Origin of the sequence: Streptomyces sp. NBC_01296 (genome assembly GCF_035984415.1) — a bacterium.
GTDB lineage: Bacteria > Actinomycetota > Actinomycetes > Streptomycetales > Streptomycetaceae > Streptomyces.
This window is the reverse complement of sequence record NZ_CP130720.1, coordinates 965,499-984,756: the sequence shown is the minus strand read 5'-3', so window position 1 is coordinate 984,756 and position 19,258 is coordinate 965,499. Positions and strand designations below refer to the sequence as shown.

General features: G+C 70.9%; 18 protein-coding genes and 1 pseudogene. 9 read left to right on the top strand and 10 right to left on the bottom strand.

What is annotated here, in order from left to right; all coding sequences use genetic code 11:
- Nucleotides 1-19: 19 nt before the first annotated feature.
- From OG299_RS04795 to OG299_RS04780, 4 genes are read left to right on the top strand one after another with little or no spacing between them, the layout of a single operon-like run.
- Nucleotides 20-409: a roadblock/LC7 domain-containing protein gene (locus OG299_RS04795; RefSeq protein WP_266637479.1), complete on the top strand. Its 390-nt coding sequence runs from the start codon at nucleotides 20-22 to the stop codon at nucleotides 407-409.
- The gene (locus OG299_RS04790; protein WP_266637465.1) at nucleotides 406-762 is read left to right on the top strand and encodes a DUF742 domain-containing protein; all 357 of its coding nucleotides are present in this window, start codon (nucleotides 406-408) and stop codon (nucleotides 760-762) included. The genes OG299_RS04795 and OG299_RS04790 overlap by 4 nt, the downstream gene beginning before the upstream one ends.
- Entirely contained in the window at nucleotides 743-1,366 is a 624-nt protein-coding gene (locus OG299_RS04785; RefSeq protein WP_327360600.1) for a GTP-binding protein, read from the top strand. Before OG299_RS04790 ends, OG299_RS04785 begins: the two co-directional genes overlap by 20 nt.
- Nucleotides 1,363-2,787: a cytochrome P450 gene (locus OG299_RS04780; RefSeq protein ID WP_266637461.1), complete on the top strand. Its 1,425-nt coding sequence runs from the start codon at nucleotides 1,363-1,365 to the stop codon at nucleotides 2,785-2,787. Before OG299_RS04785 ends, OG299_RS04780 begins: the two co-directional genes overlap by 4 nt.
- 129 nt (nucleotides 2,788-2,916) lie before the next feature.
- On the opposite strand, the gene OG299_RS04775 is transcribed toward OG299_RS04780, so the two are convergent.
- On the bottom strand, nucleotides 2,917-3,999 hold the full coding sequence (locus OG299_RS04775) for a terpene synthase family protein (protein WP_327360599.1): 1,083 nt from the start codon (nucleotides 3,997-3,999) through the stop codon (nucleotides 2,917-2,919).
- Between the two features lie 437 nt (nucleotides 4,000-4,436).
- Between OG299_RS04775 and OG299_RS04770 the strand changes: the two genes are divergently transcribed.
- Entirely contained in the window at nucleotides 4,437-5,534 is a 1,098-nt protein-coding gene (locus OG299_RS04770) for a MerR family transcriptional regulator (RefSeq protein WP_327360598.1), read from the top strand.
- 370 nt (nucleotides 5,535-5,904) lie between these two features.
- Here OG299_RS04770 and OG299_RS04765 read toward each other — a convergent pair whose 3' ends face one another.
- From OG299_RS04765 to aceA, 3 genes are all read right to left on the bottom strand, one after another.
- On the bottom strand, nucleotides 5,905-6,774 hold the full coding sequence (locus tag OG299_RS04765) for a 3-hydroxybutyryl-CoA dehydrogenase (RefSeq protein ID WP_327360597.1): 870 nt from the start codon (nucleotides 6,772-6,774) through the stop codon (nucleotides 5,905-5,907).
- Nucleotides 6,771-8,363: a malate synthase A gene (aceB, locus tag OG299_RS04760; protein ID WP_327360596.1), complete on the bottom strand. Its 1,593-nt coding sequence runs from the start codon at nucleotides 8,361-8,363 to the stop codon at nucleotides 6,771-6,773. Before aceB ends, OG299_RS04765 begins: the two co-directional genes overlap by 4 nt.
- Nucleotides 8,364-8,564: 201 nt before the next feature.
- Nucleotides 8,565-9,848, bottom strand: coding sequence for an isocitrate lyase (gene aceA, locus OG299_RS04755; protein ID WP_327360595.1), 1,284 nt, complete (start codon nucleotides 9,846-9,848; stop codon nucleotides 8,565-8,567).
- A 381-nt stretch (nucleotides 9,849-10,229) separates the two neighbouring features.
- Between aceA and OG299_RS04750 the strand changes: the two genes are divergently transcribed.
- Nucleotides 10,230-11,639, top strand: a complete 1,410-nt coding sequence (locus OG299_RS04750) for a short-chain fatty acyl-CoA regulator family protein (protein ID WP_327360594.1) — start codon at nucleotides 10,230-10,232, stop codon at nucleotides 11,637-11,639.
- A 9-nt stretch (nucleotides 11,640-11,648) separates the two neighbouring features.
- On the opposite strand, the gene OG299_RS04745 is transcribed toward OG299_RS04750, so the two are convergent.
- Nucleotides 11,649-11,828 (bottom strand): hypothetical protein, encoded by a 180-nt coding sequence (locus OG299_RS04745; RefSeq protein WP_266637453.1) that lies wholly within the window; start codon nucleotides 11,826-11,828, stop codon nucleotides 11,649-11,651.
- Between the two features lie 90 nt (nucleotides 11,829-11,918).
- On the opposite strand from OG299_RS04745, the pseudogene OG299_RS04740 reads away from it, so the two are divergent.
- Nucleotides 11,919-11,999, top strand: a pseudogene (locus OG299_RS04740) (enoyl-CoA hydratase); the annotation flags it as partial.
- Nucleotides 12,000-12,064: 65 nt separating this feature from the next.
- Here OG299_RS04740 and OG299_RS04735 read toward each other — a convergent pair.
- From OG299_RS04735 to OG299_RS04715, 5 genes are all read right to left on the bottom strand, one after another.
- Nucleotides 12,065-12,727 carry a deoxynucleoside kinase gene (locus OG299_RS04735; protein WP_266637452.1) on the bottom strand — a complete coding sequence of 221 codons (663 nt, stop codon included), beginning with the start codon at nucleotides 12,725-12,727 and terminating at the stop codon, nucleotides 12,065-12,067.
- 509 nt (nucleotides 12,728-13,236) lie between these two features.
- The gene (locus OG299_RS04730) at nucleotides 13,237-13,899 is read right to left on the bottom strand and encodes a DUF4232 domain-containing protein (RefSeq protein WP_327360593.1); all 663 of its coding nucleotides are present in this window, start codon (nucleotides 13,897-13,899) and stop codon (nucleotides 13,237-13,239) included.
- Between the two features lie 184 nt (nucleotides 13,900-14,083).
- Complete coding sequence (locus OG299_RS04725; RefSeq protein WP_327360592.1) at nucleotides 14,084-14,947, bottom strand: hypothetical protein; 864 nt, start codon at nucleotides 14,945-14,947, stop codon at nucleotides 14,084-14,086.
- Nucleotides 14,944-15,381 (bottom strand): PadR family transcriptional regulator, encoded by a 438-nt coding sequence (locus tag OG299_RS04720; protein WP_442817485.1) that lies wholly within the window; start codon nucleotides 15,379-15,381, stop codon nucleotides 14,944-14,946. Before OG299_RS04720 ends, OG299_RS04725 begins: the two co-directional genes overlap by 4 nt.
- A gap of 112 nt (nucleotides 15,382-15,493) precedes the next feature.
- Nucleotides 15,494-16,165 (bottom strand): MerR family transcriptional regulator, encoded by a 672-nt coding sequence (locus OG299_RS04715; RefSeq protein ID WP_327360590.1) that lies wholly within the window; start codon nucleotides 16,163-16,165, stop codon nucleotides 15,494-15,496.
- A gap of 133 nt (nucleotides 16,166-16,298) precedes the next feature.
- Here OG299_RS04715 and OG299_RS04710 point away from each other — a divergent pair, with 133 nt between their 5' ends.
- Together OG299_RS04710 and OG299_RS04705 are read left to right on the top strand one after the other, a co-directional pair.
- Complete coding sequence (locus OG299_RS04710) at nucleotides 16,299-17,633, top strand: YhgE/Pip domain-containing protein (RefSeq protein ID WP_266637447.1); 1,335 nt, start codon at nucleotides 16,299-16,301, stop codon at nucleotides 17,631-17,633.
- Nucleotides 17,634-17,998: 365 nt separating this feature from the next.
- Nucleotides 17,999-19,198, top strand: a complete 1,200-nt coding sequence (locus OG299_RS04705; RefSeq protein WP_327360588.1) for an alpha/beta fold hydrolase — start codon at nucleotides 17,999-18,001, stop codon at nucleotides 19,196-19,198.
- Nucleotides 19,199-19,258 lie beyond the last annotated feature (60 nt).

The following is a 19,258-nucleotide window of genomic DNA, read 5'->3' as shown; positions in this document are numbered from 1 at the left end:
CGTGACGCCACTGCCCAACATGGACTGGATGCTCAAGGAGCTCGCGTCCAGCGTCCCCTACGTGCGACACGTGGTCGCGCTCTCGTCGGACGGTCTGTGCATCGGTCAAGCGAACACGGAGACCGACACCGCTGACGCGATCGCCGCCGCCTGCTCGGGGATGCAGAGCCTGGCGAGGGCCATCGCGCAGAAGTTCCCCCACGGAGACGGCTCGACGCGCATGGTCGGGATCGAGGTCGACGGCGGGTACTTCTCCCTGATGGCGGCCGGACCCGGGGCCTACCTCGCGGTACTGGCCGATGAGGAGGTGGACGCGGGGCTCCTGGGCGACCGCATGCGTACGCTCGTGTTCAGGATCGGCCAGCACATGACAAGCCCCCCTCGTGATGACGTAGGGCAGGCGATGTGACGTCAGAGCACTACGGCGCATGGGACGAAGGCAGTCCCGTACCGCTCTATGTCATCTCCGGTGGCCCCGGTTCGTCGGCCAAGGCCTTCAACCTGGTCACCCTCATCACATCGAGGTCCGTACCCGAACCCGCGATGCAGCCCGAGCAGGCGGCGATCCTCGCCATGTGCCAGTACCCGCTGTCGGTGGCCGAGATATCCGCGTATCTCAGTCTGCCGTTCAGCGTCCTCACGGCGCTGCTCTCCCAGCTCGTCGAGGACGAGCGGGTCGAGGCGATCGCCCCGGTTCCTGTCGCTGCGGTCCCCGAACTCGGCCTTCTGGAGGCGGTGATCCATGGACTACGCAATCTCTGACGTACCCGCCGCGGGCCCCCGCGGCACCGACGTGCTGCTGCCGCACGGCGCCAGGGGCGTCAAGGTGGTGATTGTCGGCGGCTTCGGGGTCGGCAAGACGACGATGGTCGGGGCGGTGAGCGAGATCTCGCCCCTGACGACCGAAGAGACCATGACGCAGGCCGGCGTCGGGATCGACTACAATCCCGGGGCCGAGGGCAAGAACACCACCACCGTTGCGATGGACTTCGGCCGCATCAGCATCAACGAGGAGCTGATCCTCTATCTCTTCGGGACACCGGGCCAGGAGCGCTTCTGGTTCCTTTGGAACGGCATCTTCGAAGGCGCGCTCGGCGCCGTGGTCCTCGTCGACACCCGCAGGATCGAAGTCTGCTTCGAGATCATCACCCGCCTGGAAGACCGCCGCGTCCCCTTCGTCGTGGCCGTCAACTCCTTCCCCGAGGCCCCGCAGCATCCGCTGACAGCTCTGCGGACCGCTCTGGACCTCAACGAATCCGTGCCCATCGTGACCTGTGACGCGCGCGACCGATCGTCCTGCCGCGACGCCCTGCTCTCGCTGATGGGCTACCTGTGCACCCTCGCCGCCGCCCAGGAGTCAGCATGACCGTTCCGCCCGCCGACCGCGCCACGACCGAACCGGGGCTCGTCCCGCCCCCGGGTTGCCCGGCCCACACCGCCACGGGCGCCGGGGGAGTGACCCGGCTCCACGGCGCCGCTGCCGAGACCGATCCCATGGGGCTGTACGAGAAGCTGAGAGCCGAGCACGGTCCGGTGGCGCCCGTCCTGCTCGAAGGGGACGTACGAGCCTGGCTCGTCCTGGGGTACCTCGAGAACCGCGACGTGGCCACCCGCTCCACCCAGTTCTCCCGCGACCCCCGCACCTGGCACGGCTGGAGGAGCGGCGAGATCGACCCGGAGACCTCGCCGCTCGTGCCGATGATCGGCTGGCGTCCCGACTGCGTGTGCGCGGACGGCGAGGAGCACCAGCGCCTGCGCGGCGCCGTCACCGCCGGACTCAACCAGTTCGACCAGCGCGGGATCCGCCGTCACATCACCCGCTTCGCACACCAGTTGATCGACAGGTTCAGTGAGAGCGGCGGGACGGAGCTGGTCGGTGAGTTCGCCGAGCCCCTGCCGATGCTCGTCCTCACCCACCTGCTCGGCATGCCGGACGAGGACGGCCCCAAGCTCGTCCACGCCGCCCGGGACCTCTTCAAGGCCACCGAGACGTCGCTCGCCAGCAACGCCTATGTGCTGGAGACCCTCAAGGAGCTCGTCGCCGCCAAGCGTCTCCTGCCCGGGCAGGACATCGCATCCGTGCTGATGGCCCACCCGGCCGGTCTCAGCGACGAGGAGGTGCAGCACCACCTGCGCCTCATCCTGCTCGCGGGCTACGAGACCACCGCCAACCTCATGGCCAACGTGCTGCGGATGTCGGTCACCGACCCGCGGTTCCGCGGGTCGTTGGCCGGTGGCCAGATGACCCTGCCCGAAGCGGTGGAGCAGGTGCTGTGGGACGAGCCGCCGCTGATGGTGTGCCCGGGCCGATGGGCCACCGGTGACACCACGCTCGGAGGGCAGGAGATCAAGGCGGGGGACATGCTGCTGCTCGGCCTGGCCGCCGGCAATGTCGATCAGGCGGTCCGCCGGGACCCCTCGACCCGCGTGCACCACAACCGCGCGCACCTGTCCTTCAGCGCGGGCGCCCACGAGTGCCCCGGCCAGGACATCGGCCGTGTCATCGCCGATACCGGCATCGACATCCTGCTCACCCGGCTGCCCGACATCAGCCTGGCCGTCCACGAGTCCGAGCTCACCTGGCGTTCCTCGACCTGGGCCCGGCATCTGACGGCGCTGCCCGTGAAGTTCGCCGCCCGTCCTCGTGAAGCCCGTGAGCTGCGGGCGACTCCCTTGCCGGCGCCGCCCCCGCCGACCACCGGGATGCCCATGGCACCGCGCATGCCGGATTCCGTACCCCGCGTCTCGTGGCGGGCGCGGCTGAGGCGGTTCCTGCGGATGCGATAGGCCCGGTACGGCGCATCAGCGCCGAGCCCACGGCCGAGGGGCCGGCGGACCACATGGTTCGCCGGCCCCTCGGTTCGTTCCCGACCCCGCGTCCCGACCCCGCGTCCCCCGACCCCGCGTCCTGGTGCCTTACGACGCCGAGGGATGCCGCGCGCGGGCGGGCACCGTGGCGCCGGCCTTCCGCTGCTCCGGTACGGAACCGCTCACGGGGGCGTAGCGGGGTGCCCCGGTGTACCAGGCGTGGAGCCCGGACAGGAAACTCCTCGCACCGCGGAGCCAGGCCTCCAGCTCGATCCGTTCGCCCTGGTCCAGTCCGGCTCGCTGGACGAGTGGGGGCAGTTCGCTCTGCACGAGGTGCTCGAAGTGGCGCAGCCGGGCGGTCACCAGATCCGCGGCGGCGTGCATCGCCTCCTGGACGGTGCTGCCCCGAGACGTCGCGAGGACGACGACGAGGTTGTTGACGTCGTACTCGTCGTGGACTTCCCGCTGGTAGGAGGCGATGTCGTTCGCCAGGCCCATGTAGTCCATGAAGGCGTCGAGGAGAGCGCAGACGGGCCGGGTGTGCCGGATCTGCTCGGGGATCCGGGCGCCGGTGGCGAGCTCGACGGAGTAGGGGGCGGTGTACGCGGCGAAGCTCTCACGGCGGAACTGCGCGTACTCGATGAGGTCGGGGACGCGGCCGGAGCGGCTGTTGACCAGTTCCTGGACTCCGGCGTCGATGTAACGTGCTAGCGCCCTGTTGAGCCGCTGTCTCCAGTGCGCGAGTCTCGGCGGGAACAGGCGTTGCTGGAGGTCGGCCAACCCCTTCTCGACGGCATTGACCGACTCCGGCAACCGGGCTCCCGGTTCCGCAGGCAGGAAGGCATGGAGACGGGCGGTGAAGGCCTGCGCGCCCGCGAGGTCGCCCGTCTGCTTGAAGGCGGAGGCGAAGTAGTCGTCCCAGGCCAGAGCCCAGAGGTTGAACCGGTGATTGAGCCGGAGGCCGAGGAGCGAGGCGTCAGGGAGGGTCCACGCGGTCAGCTGGTCGACAGCCATGGCATGGAACTGGGACCGGGTCCATATCGGCCGGTCCGACGGCGTTTCGTCGCCGGCCAGCATGCCCATCTCACGCGCCCACGTCTCGGTCTCCTGGCGCAGGACCGGCAGGTACGGATTCAGCCGCACCGGGTACGGCATCCGCGGTATGGGAAGTTCGATGTCCTGCACTTTCATGGGATCCCTACCTCCCTTTCGGCGCACATCAGTGTGCGGACCACAAGCGCGAGCGGGCTGCCCTTCGAAGGAAACCCTGCACCGATCCGCTACTGCCACGGGGACGAACATCGAGCAATTCTCGCCATTTGGCGCACCAAACCTTCCCACTGTGGCCGATCTGCAACCCCGTGCGGTTGTCTTCGGCCACGATCAGAGCAGGGTTGCGGGAAGGAAACGATCATTCTGGTCGGGTTTGGCTCAAATTCGATCCCAAAACGACTCCGCCGACAGCCGATGGACCGGCCAGCACGTGGACGGCGGCTGGACTTGCCAGAAGGCTTGCAGGAGTCGCCTCGGACCGCTGCTTCGCGTCGGCGCTTGCCGCCGCGAGTGAGGCTCTTGACCCTCACGTGACGTCAGGCTGCATGGTCGGTCCCGTGGAGGATCACTGGACCGTGGGACGCGTGGCCGAACTGGCCGGGGTGAGCGTCCGCACGCTGCATCACTACGACGAGATCGGACTCGTGCGTCCGTCGGCGCGGACCGCGGCCGGGTACCGGGCCTACTCGGCGGGCGACGTGGAGCGGCTGAGGGAGGCGCTGGCCTACCGGCGGCTGGGCTTCGGGCTGCGGGAGATTGCGGAACTGGTTGGCGACTCGTCCACCGACGCGGTCGCGCACCTGCGCCGACTGCGCGGCCTGCTGCTGGAGCGGCGTGATCGCGCTGACGCCATGGTGGCGGCCATCGACAGGGAACTTGAGACACGGGCGAAGGGACTGAAGGTGACACCGGAGGAGCAACTGGAGATGCTCGGTGCACGGCTGTACGACGCGATCGGCGGCGCCTACACCACGACACGGTGTACCGAGCCGCGGTTCGCCGCGCAGATCTTGGACGCGCTCGGGGACGCGCAGACGGTACTGAACGTCGGGGCCGGCACCGGCTCCTACGAGCCTGCTGATCGTGACGTGACTGCCGTGGAGCCGTCGGCGGTCATGCGGGGGCAGCGGCCCGCCGGCTCGGCGCCGTGCGTGGCCGCCGCCGCGGAGAGCCTGCCCTTCGAGGACCAGTCCTTCGACGTCGCGATGGCCGTCTCCACCGTTCACCACTGGGGGGACCCGATGGCGGGGCTGCGCGAGATGCGCCGCGTGGCCCACCGCGTGGTGGTGCTCACGTTCGACACCGACGAGCCCGGATGGCGGGACCGGTTCTGGCTTACCCGCGACTACCTGCCCGAGTTCGCCGCAGTCCTCGCAGATTTTCCCTCGCTTGCCGGGATGGCCGACGCGATCGGCGCCCGTGCTGAGCCGGTGCCCGTCCCGTGGGACTGCGCTGACGGTCTGTTCGAAGCGTACTGGCGCCGACCGGGGGCGTATCTGGAGGAGCACGTGCGCCGTGCGATGTCGGTGTGGACGCGGGTCGGGCCGGAGGCCGAGCAGCGGGCAGTGCGAAGCCTCAGCGACGACCTCCACTCCGGCCGGTGGGCCGAGCGCAACAGCGACCTCGCCGACCTCGACGCGGAAGATCTCGGCCTCCGCCTGCTCATAGCGTGAAGGGACGCCGGTCGCGGTCCTTGAACCGAGACCGTCGGCGCGAACCTGGCGGCGCCGTTCAGCCCGTACCTGGCCTGCGGCATCCGGATGACCCTGCTCCCACCGTCACAGGTGGAGGAGCCGGCCACTGATTCGCATGCGTCCAGAACAGCGGGGAGAGCGCACGGCGGTCCGCGGCGGTGAGCTTGTCCGCCCCTTTCGGATCGGCCGGGGCCTCCTGCATCAGCAGCGTGTTGACGTGCACCGACGTCTGCGGATTCAACCTGCAGACCGGAGCCCGCGCGCGTGCGGGGCGTGACGACACCACTCGTCACGCCCCGCCGTTCCCCAGCAGCCGGGACCCTCAGCCCGGGCCGCGAACCGGGGCCCCTCAGCCCCGGTCGTACGTGTGGAACCCGCGGCCGCTCTTGCGGCCGAGCAGCCCTGCCTGGACCATCCGCCGGAGCAGCGGGGGCGGGGCGTGGAGGGGTTCCTTGAACTCGGCGTAGAGGGATTCGGCGATGGCGGCGACGGTGTCCAGGCCGATGAGGTCGGCGAGCTTGAGCGGGCCCATGGGGTGGGCGCAGCCGAGCACCATGCCGGCGTCGATGTCCGCCGCGCTCGCGTACCCGGACTCGGCCATCCTGATCGCCGACAGCAGGTACGGGACGAGGAGGGCGTTGACCACGAACCCGGAGCGGTCCTGGGAGCGGATCGCGGTCTTGCCGAGCACGTCCCGGACGAAGGACTCCACCGTTTCGACGGTGTCCGTCGTGGTGTGGAGCGAGGAGACGATCTCGACCAGGGACAGGACCGGTACGGGGTTGAAGAAGTGCAGGCCGAGGACGCGGTCGGCGCGGCCGGTGGCCATGCCCAGGCGCATGATCGGGATGGCGGAGGTGTTGGAGGCGAGGATGGCCCCCGGGTCTTCCACGATCTTGTCGAGGGCGGTGAAGATCCCGGTCTTCACCTCGGCGTTCTCGGTGACGGCCTCGATGACCAGCTGCCGGTCGGCGAGGTCGTCGAGGTCGCCGGTGAAGGCGAGCCGGGCCTGTGCGTCCTCGGTGGAGATCCGGTCCAGCTTCCCGCGCTGGACGGCCCGTTCCAGGGATACGGCGATGCGTTCCCGGGCGGCGCGGGCGGCAGTGGCGTCCGACTCGGCGACGAGGGTGTCGAGTCCGGCCCGGGCGCAGACTTCGGCGATGCCGGCGCCCATCTGGCCGCCGCCGACGATGCCGACGCGGCGGATCGAGGTGCTCATGAGCGGGTCTCCGTCCGGTGGACGAGGTGGCGGGTGTAGGCCTCGGGGGTGAAGAAGGCGGGCAGGCGCGGGGTGAGCGCGGTGTCCACGAAGAGGTCCCGGGCCTCGGTGACCAGGGCCTGCGGATCCTCCTGCGCCAGCCCCTCGCATGCGGCGTCGAGGAGCGTGAGCACGGTGGAGCGATCCACCCGGCCGTGGCGGAGCCACTGCCAGATCTGCACGCGGGCGATCTCGGCGGTCGCGGCGTCCTCCATCAGCCCGTTCAGGGCGACGGCTCCCCGGCCGCGGAGCCAGGCGTCGAAGTAGCGCAGGGCCACGGCCACGTTGGAGCGGATGCCCTCGGAGGTCGGCGGGGCGGCGATGCGGCGGACCGACAGCAGGTCGGCGGCGGCGACTTCGACGTCCTCGCGGGTGCGGTCCAGCTGGTTCGGCCGCTCTCCCAGGACCCCGTCGAAGACCTCGCGGCAGACCGGGACGAGGCCGGGGTGGGCGACCCACGAGCCGTCGAAGCCGTCCTCGGCCTCCCGCTCCTTGTCGAGGCGCACCTTCGCCAGGGCGGCGGTGCGGGCCTCCGCGTCCTTGCCGGGGACGTGGGCGGCCATGCCGCCGATGGCGTGCGCGCCGCGCCGGTGGCAGGTGCGGACGAGGAGTTCGGTGTACGCCCGCATGAACGGTGCGGTCATGGTGACCGCGGCCCGGTCGGGCAGCTGGAAGTCGGTGCGGTGGCCGAAGGTCTTGATCAGGCTGAACAGGTAGTCCCAGCGGCCCGCGTTCAGGCCCGCGCTGTGCTCGCGCAGTTCGTAGAGGATCTCCTCCATCTCGAACGCGGCCGTGATCGTCTCGATGAGGACGGTCGCCCGGACGGTGCCGCGCGGGATGCCGAGCAGCTCCTGGGCGAACAGGAAGATGTCGTTCCAGAGGCGGGCCTCGTACCGGTTCTCCAGCTTGGGGAGGTAGAAGTACGGGCCGTGGCCGGCGTCGATCTGCCGCTGCGCGCAGTGGAAGAAGTACAGGCCGAAGTCGACGAGCGAGGCGGACAGAGGTCGGCCGTCGATCTCCAGGTGCTCTTCGAGGAGGTGCCAGCCGCGCGGACGGACCATGATGGTCGCGAGATCCGTGCCGAGGCGGTACTCCTTGCCCTCCGGGCTGGTGAAGTCGATCCGCCGCTCTATCACGTCGAGCAGCGTCAGCTGGCCGCCGATGACGTTGTCCCAGGTGGGCGAGGTGGCGTCCTCGAGGTCGGCCATCCACACCCGGGCACCGGAGTTGAGGGCGTTGACCGCCATCCGGCGGTCCGGCGGTCCGGTGATCTCGACCCGCCGGTCGCTGAGGCCCGGCGCCGGCGGCGCGACGCTCCACTCCCGGTCCTGTCGGACGGCGCGGGTGGCGAGGGGGAAGACGAGGGGGGCGCCGCCGGCCAGGTGGGCCGAGCGACGGGTGCGCTCCTTGAGGATCTCCGGGCGGCGGGTGGCGAACGCGTCGTCGAGCCGGGCGATGAAGTCCAGGGCCTCGGGGGTGAGGATCTCTTCGTGGCGGTCGCCCGGTGTCCCGAGGACCTCGACGCGGCGGGTCGGTGCGTGGATGGACATGCGGGTCTCCTCCAGGAGAGGGGAGGGCCGGACGGAGGTGGTTCCTCCGGCCTTCGGGGAACGCGGGGTGAGGGCGCCGGCGGGGCGCCCGGGTACCGCGTGTACTCGGGCGCCCCGGGCCCTGCGGCGAGGTGGTGCGTCGGACGCTCCGGGCGGCCTGCGGCCTGCGGCCTGCGGCCTGCGGCCTGGACGGGCGGTGTCCTAGTGGAACTGCTCTTCCTCGGTGGAGCCGGCGAGCGCGATGGTGGAGGAGGCCGGGTTGACCGCGGTGGAGACCAGGTCGAAGTAGCCGGTGCCGACCTCGCGCTGGTGCTTGACGGCGGTGAAGCCCTGGGTCTGGGCGGCGAACTCGCGCTCCTGGAGGTCGACGTACGCCGTCATGCCGTGCTCGGCGTAGCCGCGCGCCAGGTCGAACATGCCGTGGTTGAGGGAGTGGAAGCCGGCCAGCGTGATGAACTGGAAGCGGTAGCCCATCGCGCCGAGCTCGCGCTGGAACTTGGCGATCTGGTCGTCGTCCAGCGCGGCCTTCCAGTTGAAGGACGGCGAGCAGTTGTAGGCCAGCATCTGGTCGGGGTACTGCGCGTGGATCGCCTCGGCGAACTCGCGCGCCTGGGCCAGGTCCGGAGTGCCGGTCTCCACCCAGATCAGGTCGGCGTACGGGGCGTAGGCGAGGCCTCGGGCGATGACCGGGGCCATGCCGCCCAGGACGTGGTAGAAGCCCTCGGCCGTGCGCTCGCCGGTGCAGAACTCCGCGTCGCGCTCGTCGACGTCGCTGGTCAGGAGGGTGGCGGCGAGAGCGTCCGTACGGGCGATGATCAGGGTCGGGGTGTCGGCGATGTCAGCTGCCAGGCGGGCCGCGTTGAGGGTGCGGACGTGCTGGGAGGTCGGGACGAGGACCTTGCCGCCGAGGTGGCCGCACTTCTTCTCGGAGGCGAGCTGGTCCTCGTAGTGGATGCCGGCCGCGCCCGCCGCGATCATGGCCTTGGTCAGCTCGAAGGCGTTGAGCGGGCCGCCGAAGCCGGCTTCGGCGTCCGCGACGATCGGAGCCAGCCAGTCCGTCGTGTCGCTGCCGCCCTCGGCGGTGGCGATCTGGTCGGCGCGCAGCAGCGCGTTGTTGATCCGACGGACCACCTGCGGGACCGAGTTGACCGGGTAGAGGCTCTGGTCCGGGTAGGTGTGCCCTGCCTGGTTCGCGTCGGCGGCCACCTGCCAGCCGGAGAGGTAGATGGCCTGGAGTCCGGCCCGCACCTGCTGGACCGCCTGGCCGCCGGTGAGCGCTCCGAGGGCGTGGATGTAGTCCTGCTCGTGGAGCTGTCGCCACAGCCGCTCGGCGCCGCGCCGGGCCAGGGTGTGCTCCTCGCGGATGCTGCCCGAGAGCCGCACCACGTCCTCGGCGGTGTAGGTGCGCTCGATGCCCGCCCACCGGGGATCCGTCGACCAGCGCTCGGCGAGGGCCGCTGCCGCCGTGTTCTTCGTGTCTGCCATGACCGTCACCGTCTCCATGGGTAGCTGAGCAACGCCTTCGCACCCGTCATGAGTGCGAAGCTTTGGCACCTAGTGCCATCTTGTTGGATCGCGGCCCGCCGTACCGGTGTGGAACGAGCTGAGCAATGTTGCCGGTCCACTCGCCAGAACCTGCCGAATCGCCGATATCAGGGCGTGAATCGGGGCCGGTTGGTCCTGTCGCTGCCGCCTGTTCCGGCGGGCCGCAGGACGACTCTCTCAGCGACACCCAGTGCCATCAATCATGGACGTCTGCTAAGTTCTGCGAATCTTTTCGCGTCCGTTTGCCAAGTCTGCGAAGACCCCGGGGCTCGGAAGCGTGCGTAGGGTGAGTCCGGTCCCGGCGACGAGGGAGACGACGCGGTGAGCAAGACGTATGCGGGCGCGCGGCTGCGGCGGCTGCGCGAGGAGCGCCGGATGAGCCAGGCCGACCTGGCCCGGGTCCTGGCCATTTCGCCCAGCTACCTGAACCAGATGGAACACGACTCCCGCCCGCTGACGGTGCCCGTACTGCTGCGGCTCACCGAGGCGTTCGGGGTCGACCCCGGCTTCTTCTCGGAGCGGGACGCGAGCCGCCTGGTCGCGGACCTGCGCGAGGCGCTGGCCGGCGAGGTGGCCGAAGCGCGGGTCTCGGCCTCGGACCTGGCGGAGCTGGCATCCCGGATGCCCGCCGTCGCCCAGGTGCTCCTCGACCTCGGCCGGCGCAGCCAGCTCCTCGCCGAACGGCTGGCCGGCGCCGACGGCGACCGGGAGGGGCTGCCGGGGGCCGGTGGGCCGCGCTCTGCGCACGAGGAGATCCGGGAGTTCTTCTACCGCCGCCAGAACTACCTCCACGACATCGACCTCACCGCCGAGGACTTGGCCCGTACTCTTCGCATCCGGCCCGGGGAGGTCGTCCGGGCCCTGTCGGCGCGCCTGTCCGACCACCACGGCGTCCGCGTGGCCGCCGACTCCGAGCGGCTGCACCACTACGACGACTCCGCCCGTGTCCTGCACCTGTCCGCAGGGCTGCGGCCGGGCCAGCAGGCGTTCCGGATGGCCACCCAGCTCGCGCTCCTGGAGCACGCAGGCGAGTTGGACCGGCTCGCGTCGGAGGACTTCCCGGCCGGATCCACGGCGCACGGGCTGGCCCGGATCGGCATCGCCAACTACTTCGCCGCGGCGCTGATCCTCCCGTACAGGGCGTTCCACACCGCCGCGGAGGAGTTCCGTTACGACATCGAGCGGCTCACCGACCGGTTCGGCCTGGGGTACGAGACGGTCTGCCACCGCCTCAGCACCCTGCAACGCCCCAGGCTGCGCGGGGTCCCCTTCTCCTTCGTCCGGGTGGACCGGGCGGGCAACATGTCCAAGCGGCAGTCCGCGACCGGATTCCACTTCTCCCGCGCCGGCGGCACCTGCCCGCTGTGGAACGTCTACGAGGCCTTCGCCGCGCCCGGCCGCATCCACGTCCAGGTCGCCGCCATGCCCGACGGGCAGCGCCACCTGTGGACCGCCCGCGCCGTCACCCGCCACCGCGGCGGCTGGGGCGAGCCCGGCAAGACCTTCGCCATCGGTCTGGGCTGCGAGATCCGGCACGCCTCGCGGCTCGTCTACTCCGACGGCCTCGACCTGGACAACACCGCGGCCGCCACTCCGATCGGCATGGGCTGCCGCCTCTGCGAACGGCTCGACTGCCCCCAACGGGCCGTCCCGCCGCTCGGACGCCCGCTGGCCGTGGACGAGAACACCAGCACCTTCGTCCCGTACCGGGTTGCCGACCGCGCGGAGTAGGGCCCGGCCTCAGGAACCGCCCAGCCGGAAACCCTCCGCCGCCGCTGTTTCGGGCGGCGTGACGGGCGCCGAGGCGGCCACGCTCACCTTGATGGCCGGCGGCATCGAGGCCGGCCTCGGCCTGCGCGCGGCCGGCATGTACGCCGCGTTCGCCGAAGCGGGCGGCGCCGCACAGGACTTCTCCGGCATCGTCCACGTCCTGCGCGACGCGGCGGCCGAAGCACCGAAGGGACCACCCCGTGACCGAGGCCATCGACTACGAGACGATCCTCGTCGAGCGCCGTGTTCGCCACCGCCGACCAGAAGGAGGGCATCAGCGCCTTCGTGGACAAGAGGTCCCCGGACTTCACCCACCGCTGATGTCATCCCCTGAGCGGCTCCTCAGCCCTCCTGGAGCGAGGAGCCGCTCAGGGCCCGGTCCGAGCTCAGCCCCGGTGCGCGACCGCCGCCAGGGCGTCCTTGACCTGCTGCGCCACGCGGGCCGCGTCCTCGGGGTTGTGCACCACATCGGTCTGGTTCATGTCGATGACGAGGACCTCGCTGGCCGAGTAGTGCTCGTGCACCCAGTCGTCGTAGCCGGACCACAGCGTCCGGTAGTACTCGACGAGGCTCTCGTCCTGTTCGAAACCGCGGCCCCGCAGCCCGATCCGGTGCAGCACCGTCTCGAAGTCCGCCTTGAGGTAGACCATGAGGTCGGGTGCCTTGCGGTACGGCAGGCCGTCGATTTCGCGCATCATCTCGTCGAGCAGCCCCTCGTACACCCGCATCTCGAGGGAGCTGATCCGGCCCAGGTCGTGGTTGACCTTGGCGAAGTACCAGTCCTCGTAGATGGAGCGGTCGAGGACGTTGTCGCCCTGCTTGTACGCCTCCTTGATCGAGGCGAACCGCGTCTGCAGGAAGTAGAGCTGCAGCAGGAAGGGGTAGCGCTTGGCCTCGATCTCCTCGGGGCTCGCCGTGTAGAAGAGGGGGAGGATCGGATTGTCTTCCACGCTCTCGTAGAAGACCTCGCTGCCCAGCTCCTTGGCGAGCAGTTCGGCCACGCTCGTCTTGCCGATTCCGATCATGCCTCCGACGCAGATCACTGGCATACCTCACTTCTCCCTGGGGATCTTCTGTTCGTGGGCGGGTGAGCCGAGCGCCCCACACCACTGGGAAGCACGCCGGTGGTCACGTGAATCCCCGGGATCTTCATGATCAGCGCCATGCGGTCGCCGTCGGACCAAGGCCCTGAGCCAGGTGCCGCTCTCCTCGACCGGCCTGACCGTTCCGCAGCCGTCGCGCACAGCGACGAGCCGCAGCCCAGCGGCCGCCTTGAATCTTAAATGACGATCCGCCCCATGCAGGCCAGAGCGCCGGAGCGCTCCCTGGCACTCCGGCGCTGCCACCGCCGGCCGCCCGTGAGGGCGGGGCCGGCGGGGTCTGGTGCGTGTGATCGCAAGGCGGAGGAGGGAGGCGACGCTCGCGTCGGCGACCGACGACAACGCGGCGAGCGCGCGTGCCAGGCCCCGCCGGCCTGGGGGCACCTCCCAGCGGTAGCTGGGGGAGGGACTTTGACGACACCCCCTAGGCACCTGTCTGGTGCTCCCGGGCGGGCGGGTCAGCCGCCCTGGCCGGCGCTTCCGATCGGGCCGACCTTCACCGGGGAGTCGGTGCCGTCCGTGACGGGCAGCGTGGCGGCGCCCGGCCAGTCGAGGGTGACCGACTTCGTCTCGTCCGGCGGGGTCACCACCAGCCCCGTGATGCGGACGCCGGAGCCGCCGGACTTGTTGATCGGGTAGTTGATGCCGAAGGCCGTCGACTGCCCCTTCTTGAGGACGGCCGTGGTGGCCTGCTCGCCGGTGCGCTTCGCGGACAGCGACCCCGAGCTGGTCTTCAGGTCGACGCCCGGGTACCCGGAGATCGAGCAGTCCCGGCCGCCGCGGTTCTTCAGCTGCACCGCGACGGTTCCGTCGGGGTCGCCGTCGATGGTGTTGTCCATGGCCGTGATCGCCAACTCGTCGGTGCGGCACTTGCCGGCCTTGCCGTTCTCATTGGAGCCGGTTGCGGCAGCCGTCCCCTTCCCGCCGGCGCTCGGCGCGCCCGAGGCCTTCCCGCCTCCCTGGTCCGAGCTGCCCGAGGACGATGCGGTGGGAGCGGACGATGCGGTGGACGCGGAGGACGGGTCGGTGCGCCCCGTGCCGTCGTCGCCGTTCTGGCAGGCGGTGAGCGAGAGACTCGCGGCAACGGCCACGGCTGCGAAGGTGAGCTTGTGAACGCGCATCGCTTCTTCCTCAGGATCGATCGGTTGGCAGTGCCGGGCGCTCGGTACGGGTCGCTACGAGCGGGCGTTTCTGATCACCAAGACCCGCCCGGCCCGCCTCACCGTTCCGCCCAACCGCCCCCTAATACATTCCTGTTACATACACAGCCGAGCCGAACGCGCACCACCGTCGGGTGAACCGTGCCTAGCCGCCAACCAGCGGGTCCCGTCCGCCTTGGCGTCGCCGGACGCTCACCACCACGGCGGCGACGAGCAGCAGCGCGAGCAGACCGGCGAGCCAGGTCACGTACAGCCCTCCGGGGACCACGCCGAAGTACAGGAACGGCAGGCCCGAGAGCAGCACGGCCGGCGCGGTGCGCAGCCGGGCGAACGCCTGTCGGCCGGCCAGCAGGAGTCCGCCGGCCACCGGTACGGCGAACCGCAGTCCGCCGAGTGGACCTGGCAGCGGGACCACCACCAGCGCACCGGCGACCACCGCCGTCCATGCCATCACGGCGATCACCCCGGTCCTGGTGTGGATGCGCGGAGCCGGCCGCAGGTCGGGCGGGCACACCACCGTCACCAGGGTCAAGGCGAGCAGAGGCACGCTGAAGTAGGCCCCGAACCAGAGCAGATCGGCGCCCGACCGCACCGTACCGACAGCGATCTCCGTGACGATGCCGGCCAGCGCGATCCAGCTGCCCGCCGCCCAGCGTCCGGCCAGCGCGAGGAACGCGCCCAGCACCGTGACGAGTTGCGTCGCCGCCAGCAGGGGGAAGACCAGGCTGTCGTCGGTAAGGACGGCGTGGCCCATCAAGCGGGCCCAGCCCAGCGAGGTCGCCCCGACCGCGACGGCGGCGAACGGCGCCGACGCCGCCAGGAACCGCCCGGCGCGCCCTGCCGAGCCCAGCCCGAGCCGCATGCGCAGGGCGTGCCCGACGACATCGACACCTTCGCGCACGCGGGCGGGCCAACCCGCCGCTCGCGTTGCCTCAAGGTAGGCATCGGAGATCTCGTCGCCGAACTTCTGCCGGTAGGCAGCCGGATACAACCTCACCAGCGCGGTCACGAGTTCACCACCCCACCGTCGAAACCGAGCCGCGGCCCGAGCAGCCCGCTCGTACGGAAGGAGGCATCGAACGACGCCACGGCCGCCCCTGCCGCCCCTGCCGCCCCGAGCCCCAACCGCCGAGTCGCCTCCTGCGCGGTACGCGCGATCCGGGCCGCCTCGGCGGCCAGCACCTCACGGCCGCGCGGCGCGAGCGCGTAGCTGCGCCGCATGCGTCCGTCGACCACCTCTTCCTCGTGGACGGCGATGAGTTCCTGTTCCAGGAGCCGCTCCAGGGCCCCGTAGAGCGTTCCGGTGCGCATTTTCGTGCGCCCTTCCGAGATCTTCTCGACCTCCTGGGCGATCGCGTAGCCATGCCGTGGGGCATCGGCGATGGCGGTGAGGATGAGCAGAGTTGGCTCGCGCAGAGCTTGATCATTCACATGCGTCACCATAGCTCGGTCTCCGACATATGTCGATGACCGACCTATCTGCTTCGCGGAGGCCGCGGTGGCGGCCCCGACCCCGGCCGCAGCCGGCGCCTTCCGGCCGTCCGCAACGGCTGCGCTAGCGGGGTGTCTCGGAGGCGGTGCCGCCGCCCGCGACGCGGCGCCGGACCTGGTCCTCCTGGGCGAGCCGGCGCAGCAGCTCGAACACCGGGGCGCAGATCGCGAACACGATGACGGCCCGCTCCGCCAGGGCCACCGGGTCGTCGAGGCCGGCCGCGCGCTCCAGGTCCAGCCGGGCCACCGACTCGGCGAGCCTCGCGTAGGCGGCGAGCTCGCCCGGGGCGTACTGCGCGTCCAGTCGTCGCAGTTCCTTCAGGGCCGCCGTCAGTCCCTCCACGTGCGGTGAGGTGCCGGGGGCCTGCCAGTCCAGGGCCGCGAGCAGCTCCGCCACCTCCGCCCCGGCGCTCTCGTCGGCCTCGGCCTCCTCCTCGGGGCCCGCAGCGGGCTGGGCCGCCACCGGCACCGGAAGGGCGTAGCTGACCGCTCCCAGGGCGCCCTCGGAGCTGTGGGCCTGGTCGACGGCCCCGAGCACGTCCCGGGTGGCGGCGATGGACAGGCCGCCGAGCGTGGTCAGCGCCTTGATTAGCCGCAGCCGCTCCGCGTGCTCCTCCCCGTACTCGGCCAGGGTCGCGGCGGTCGCTCGCCCCGCGGGCAACAGACCCTGCCGCCGGAAGTACTTGATGCTGGCGACCGGCACGCCGGTCCGCCGGCTGAGCTCCGAGATCTTCATGCGGCTTCCCTGCTGGTCGTGTGGTCCGGAATCCGTCATCGGCGATTGGACACCACAACAAGATACTGCGACTATCCAGTAGCTGGATACCTGAAGTATCCAGCTCAGAAAACGCAGCCGCGCCGGAGAATCGATGCCTCATCCCACGCCCCCCTCCGTGCTCCGCCGACCCCAGTTGTGGATCGGAACGGGACTCATCGCCGCAGTGGTCTCGATGTTGTTCGCCCTGCTCTACGTCGGGGGCAACGTCAACCCGAGGGGCAACCTGCACGACCTGCCCGTGGCCCTGGTCAACGCCGACAGCGGCGCCGACGCGGGCGGCCGCCACGTCAACATGGGCGAGCAGATCGTCGCGGGCATCCAGAAGGCCGCCAAGGGCGACAAGAGCATCGACTGGCAGCTCGTGAGCCGCGAGGAGGCCGACAAGCGGCTCGGCAAGGGCAAGGTCTTCGGCGCCCTCGTCATACCCAAGGACTTCACCGCCACGGTGACCGCGCTCGGCGCCCCGCAGCCCGCGCCCCAGGGCAAGGCGGCCCCGCCGACCCTGACCGTGCTGACCAACCAGGCCGCCGGCAGCATCGGGTCCTCGATGTCCTCCCAGGCCGCCCAGAAGGCCGCTCACGCGGCCTCCGCCCAGCTCGGCCAGGAGCTCCTCAAGCAGGCCGGAGCCCAGAAGGCCCCGCTCCCGACGGCCGCCCAGCTCAAGCTGGCCGACCCGGTGACCGTGGCCGTCGCCGACGGCCACCCCGTCGGCTCGCGCAGCGCCATGGGACTGAGCGCCTTCTATTACGCGCTGGTCCTCGTCGTCTGCGGCATGCTCGGCGCCAACCTGGTCAACTCCCAGGTCGACACGGCCCTCGGCTACCTGCACACCGACTACGGCCCGGTCCGCAAGCGCGAGCCCGTCCAGCACACCAGCCGCGTCCGCACGCTGGCCATCGGCATGGCGCTGATGCTCGGCATGTCGCTCGTGATGGGCACCCTGGTCGAGGTCGCCACCGTCACGATCCTCGACATGGACGCCTCCCACCTCGGCCTGCTGTGGCTCTACTCGGTCGCCACCATCGCGGTGGTCGGCATCGGCAGCCTGGCCCTGTTCGCGGCCTTCGGCACCCCCGGCATGCTGCTGGCCACCATCGTCTTCGTCGCGATGGCCGTCCCCTCCTCCGGCGCCACCGTGCCCGTCCAGGCGCTGCCCGGGTTCTTCCGCGCCCTCTCCGAGTTCGAGCCGCTGCGCCAGATCACCGAGGGCTTGCGCTCCCTGCTCTACTACGGAGCCCAGGGCGACGCAGGCCTGACCCGGGCGTGGGCGTCGATGGGTGTCGCCCTCGTCGCCGCGCTGGTCTTCGGCTTCGCCGTCACCTCCCTCTACGACCGCAGGGGGCTGCACCGCATCCCCCTGCCCGGCGCCGGGACCCCCGCCGAGACCCCCGCGTCTCCCGAGGCCGCAGCACCCGCCACGGCCTGAGGCGTCCGCCGGAAGAGTGCGACGGTCGCGGGTCCTGTACCGGAGCCGGACTCGTCGCAGCGGCGGCGTCCTACTCGAGGGGGAGCGGACTACCGGGGGCTCGTGCCGTGTCCGCGTCGAGTGCCGAGGCGGCCGTCGCACCCCGTGTACCGGCGGTGATCGCGTCCGCACCCGGCCGCTGCCGTGGTGGCGCCCGATCCGCCGAGCGGAGGGATCGCCGAGCCGGATTTCGGCCAACTGCCCGGATGCCACGTGGTACGGGAGAGGGACCCCAGACCGCTCCTCCAGGGGATTCGCCGGTGCCCACCGATCCAACAAGGTGGGCACACAAGCGATTTCACCCGGAGAAGGGCGGCATCCCACGTATGAAACGCCTCGCACCGCTGCTCGCCACCGTCGGACTCGTCGCGACCTCCCTGTCCCTGCTGACGGCGCCCCAGGCCGCCGCCGCCCAGACCCCCGGCTACATGCGCCAGAAGCCGGCCTGGCACCGCTGCAGCCCCGACCGGCCGGTGGATTACGAGTGCGCGACCCTCAAGGTGCCGCTCGACTACCAGCACCCCGAGGGGCGCACCCTCGACCTCGCTATCTCCCGGATGAAGAGCGAAAACCCCGCCAAGCGGCGCGGCGTCCTGCTCTTCAACCCGGGCGGTCCGGGCGCCAAGGGGCTGATGCGGCCGGTGGGCCTGAACGCGAGGATGCCCAAGGACGTACGGGAGCGGTACGACCTCATCGGCTTCGACCCGCGCGGGGTCGGCGAGAGCAGCCCGATCACCTGTGGCGGGCTGAGCCAGGCCGAGCAGGGCATCGGCGGTGCGTACCGGCCCGAGACCTTCCCCTCGGACGTGGCCTGGGCGCGCGGCATCGCCGACAAGTGCCGGGAGAAGTCTGGCGACGTCATCCCGTACATCACGACCCGCAACACGGCCCGCGACCTGGACGTGATCCGCGCGGCGCTCGGCGAACGGAAGATCTCGTACCTGAGCTTGGCCGAGAACGGACCCCGGCCGACGGGCGGCGACGCGCCGCAGCTGAAGCGGCCGCTCGCAGGCGCCCCGGCCTCCGAGCCGAACACCTCCGGGCCGAACTCCGAGTCGAACTCCGCGGCGCCGGGCACGGTGGAAGCCCCCGGTGACTACGCCACCGCGGTCTACTGGTCCGTCGTGTGCGGGGACACGGACGCCTGGCCGCGCGACCCCGATCAGTACGCGCGGGACGCGGTGCGGGACAAGGCGAAGTATCCGCTGTACGGGGACTTCGCGTCGAACATCAAGCCCTGCGCCTTCTGGCAGCGGCCACTTGAGCCGGCGGCGCCCATGAAGACCCGGGCCGACGTACTGACCGTACAGAACGAGTGGGACCCGACGACCCCGCTGGTCAGCGGCCAGGGCCTGCACAAGGCGCTCAAGGGCTCGAGGATGGCGCTCGCGCTGGGCGGCGAGAGCCACGGCGTGTACCTCTCGAACCCGGCGCCCTGCACCGACGCCACGGTCAACGAGTACCTGGCCACGGGCCGGCTGCCCGCCGAGGACGTGACCTGCCAGGACCCGCCGCCCTTCCCGTAGGCATGCCGAATGCCTTACGCGGGAGTGGCGTTCCGGTGGTCTCGCGGGGAGGGATCCTCG

Excerpts from the sequence above, each read along its gene's own strand:
- OG299_RS04720 (WP_442817485.1), bottom strand. The coding sequence starts at position 15,381 with ATGGTGACGCATGTGAATGATCAAGCTCTGCGCGAGCCAACTCTGCTC.
- OG299_RS04745 (WP_266637453.1), bottom strand. The coding sequence starts at position 11,828 with ATGCCGGAGAAGTCCTGTGCGGCGCCGCCCGCTTCGGCGAACGCGGCG.
- aceB (WP_327360596.1), bottom strand. The coding sequence starts at position 8,363 with ATGTCCATCCACGCACCGACCCGCCGCGTCGAGGTCCTCGGGACACCG.
- OG299_RS04710 (WP_266637447.1), top strand. The coding sequence starts at position 16,299 with ATGCCTCATCCCACGCCCCCCTCCGTGCTCCGCCGACCCCAGTTGTGG.
- OG299_RS04730 (WP_327360593.1), bottom strand. The coding sequence starts at position 13,899 with ATGCGCGTTCACAAGCTCACCTTCGCAGCCGTGGCCGTTGCCGCGAGT.
- OG299_RS04780 (WP_266637461.1), top strand. The coding sequence starts at position 1,363 with ATGACCGTTCCGCCCGCCGACCGCGCCACGACCGAACCGGGGCTCGTC.
- OG299_RS04715 (WP_327360590.1), bottom strand. The coding sequence starts at position 16,165 with ATGAAGATCTCGGAGCTCAGCCGGCGGACCGGCGTGCCGGTCGCCAGC.
- OG299_RS04705 (WP_327360588.1), top strand. The coding sequence starts at position 17,999 with ATGAAACGCCTCGCACCGCTGCTCGCCACCGTCGGACTCGTCGCGACC.
- OG299_RS04795 (WP_266637479.1), top strand. The coding sequence starts at position 20 with ATGGACTGGATGCTCAAGGAGCTCGCGTCCAGCGTCCCCTACGTGCGA.
- aceA (WP_327360595.1), bottom strand. The coding sequence starts at position 9,848 with ATGGCAGACACGAAGAACACGGCGGCAGCGGCCCTCGCCGAGCGCTGG.
- OG299_RS04765 (WP_327360597.1), bottom strand. The coding sequence starts at position 6,774 with ATGAGCACCTCGATCCGCCGCGTCGGCATCGTCGGCGGCGGCCAGATG.
- OG299_RS04735 (WP_266637452.1), bottom strand. The coding sequence starts at position 12,727 with ATGCCAGTGATCTGCGTCGGAGGCATGATCGGAATCGGCAAGACGAGC.
- OG299_RS04775 (WP_327360599.1), bottom strand. The coding sequence starts at position 3,999 with ATGAAAGTGCAGGACATCGAACTTCCCATACCGCGGATGCCGTACCCG.
- OG299_RS04785 (WP_327360600.1), top strand. The coding sequence starts at position 743 with ATGGACTACGCAATCTCTGACGTACCCGCCGCGGGCCCCCGCGGCACC.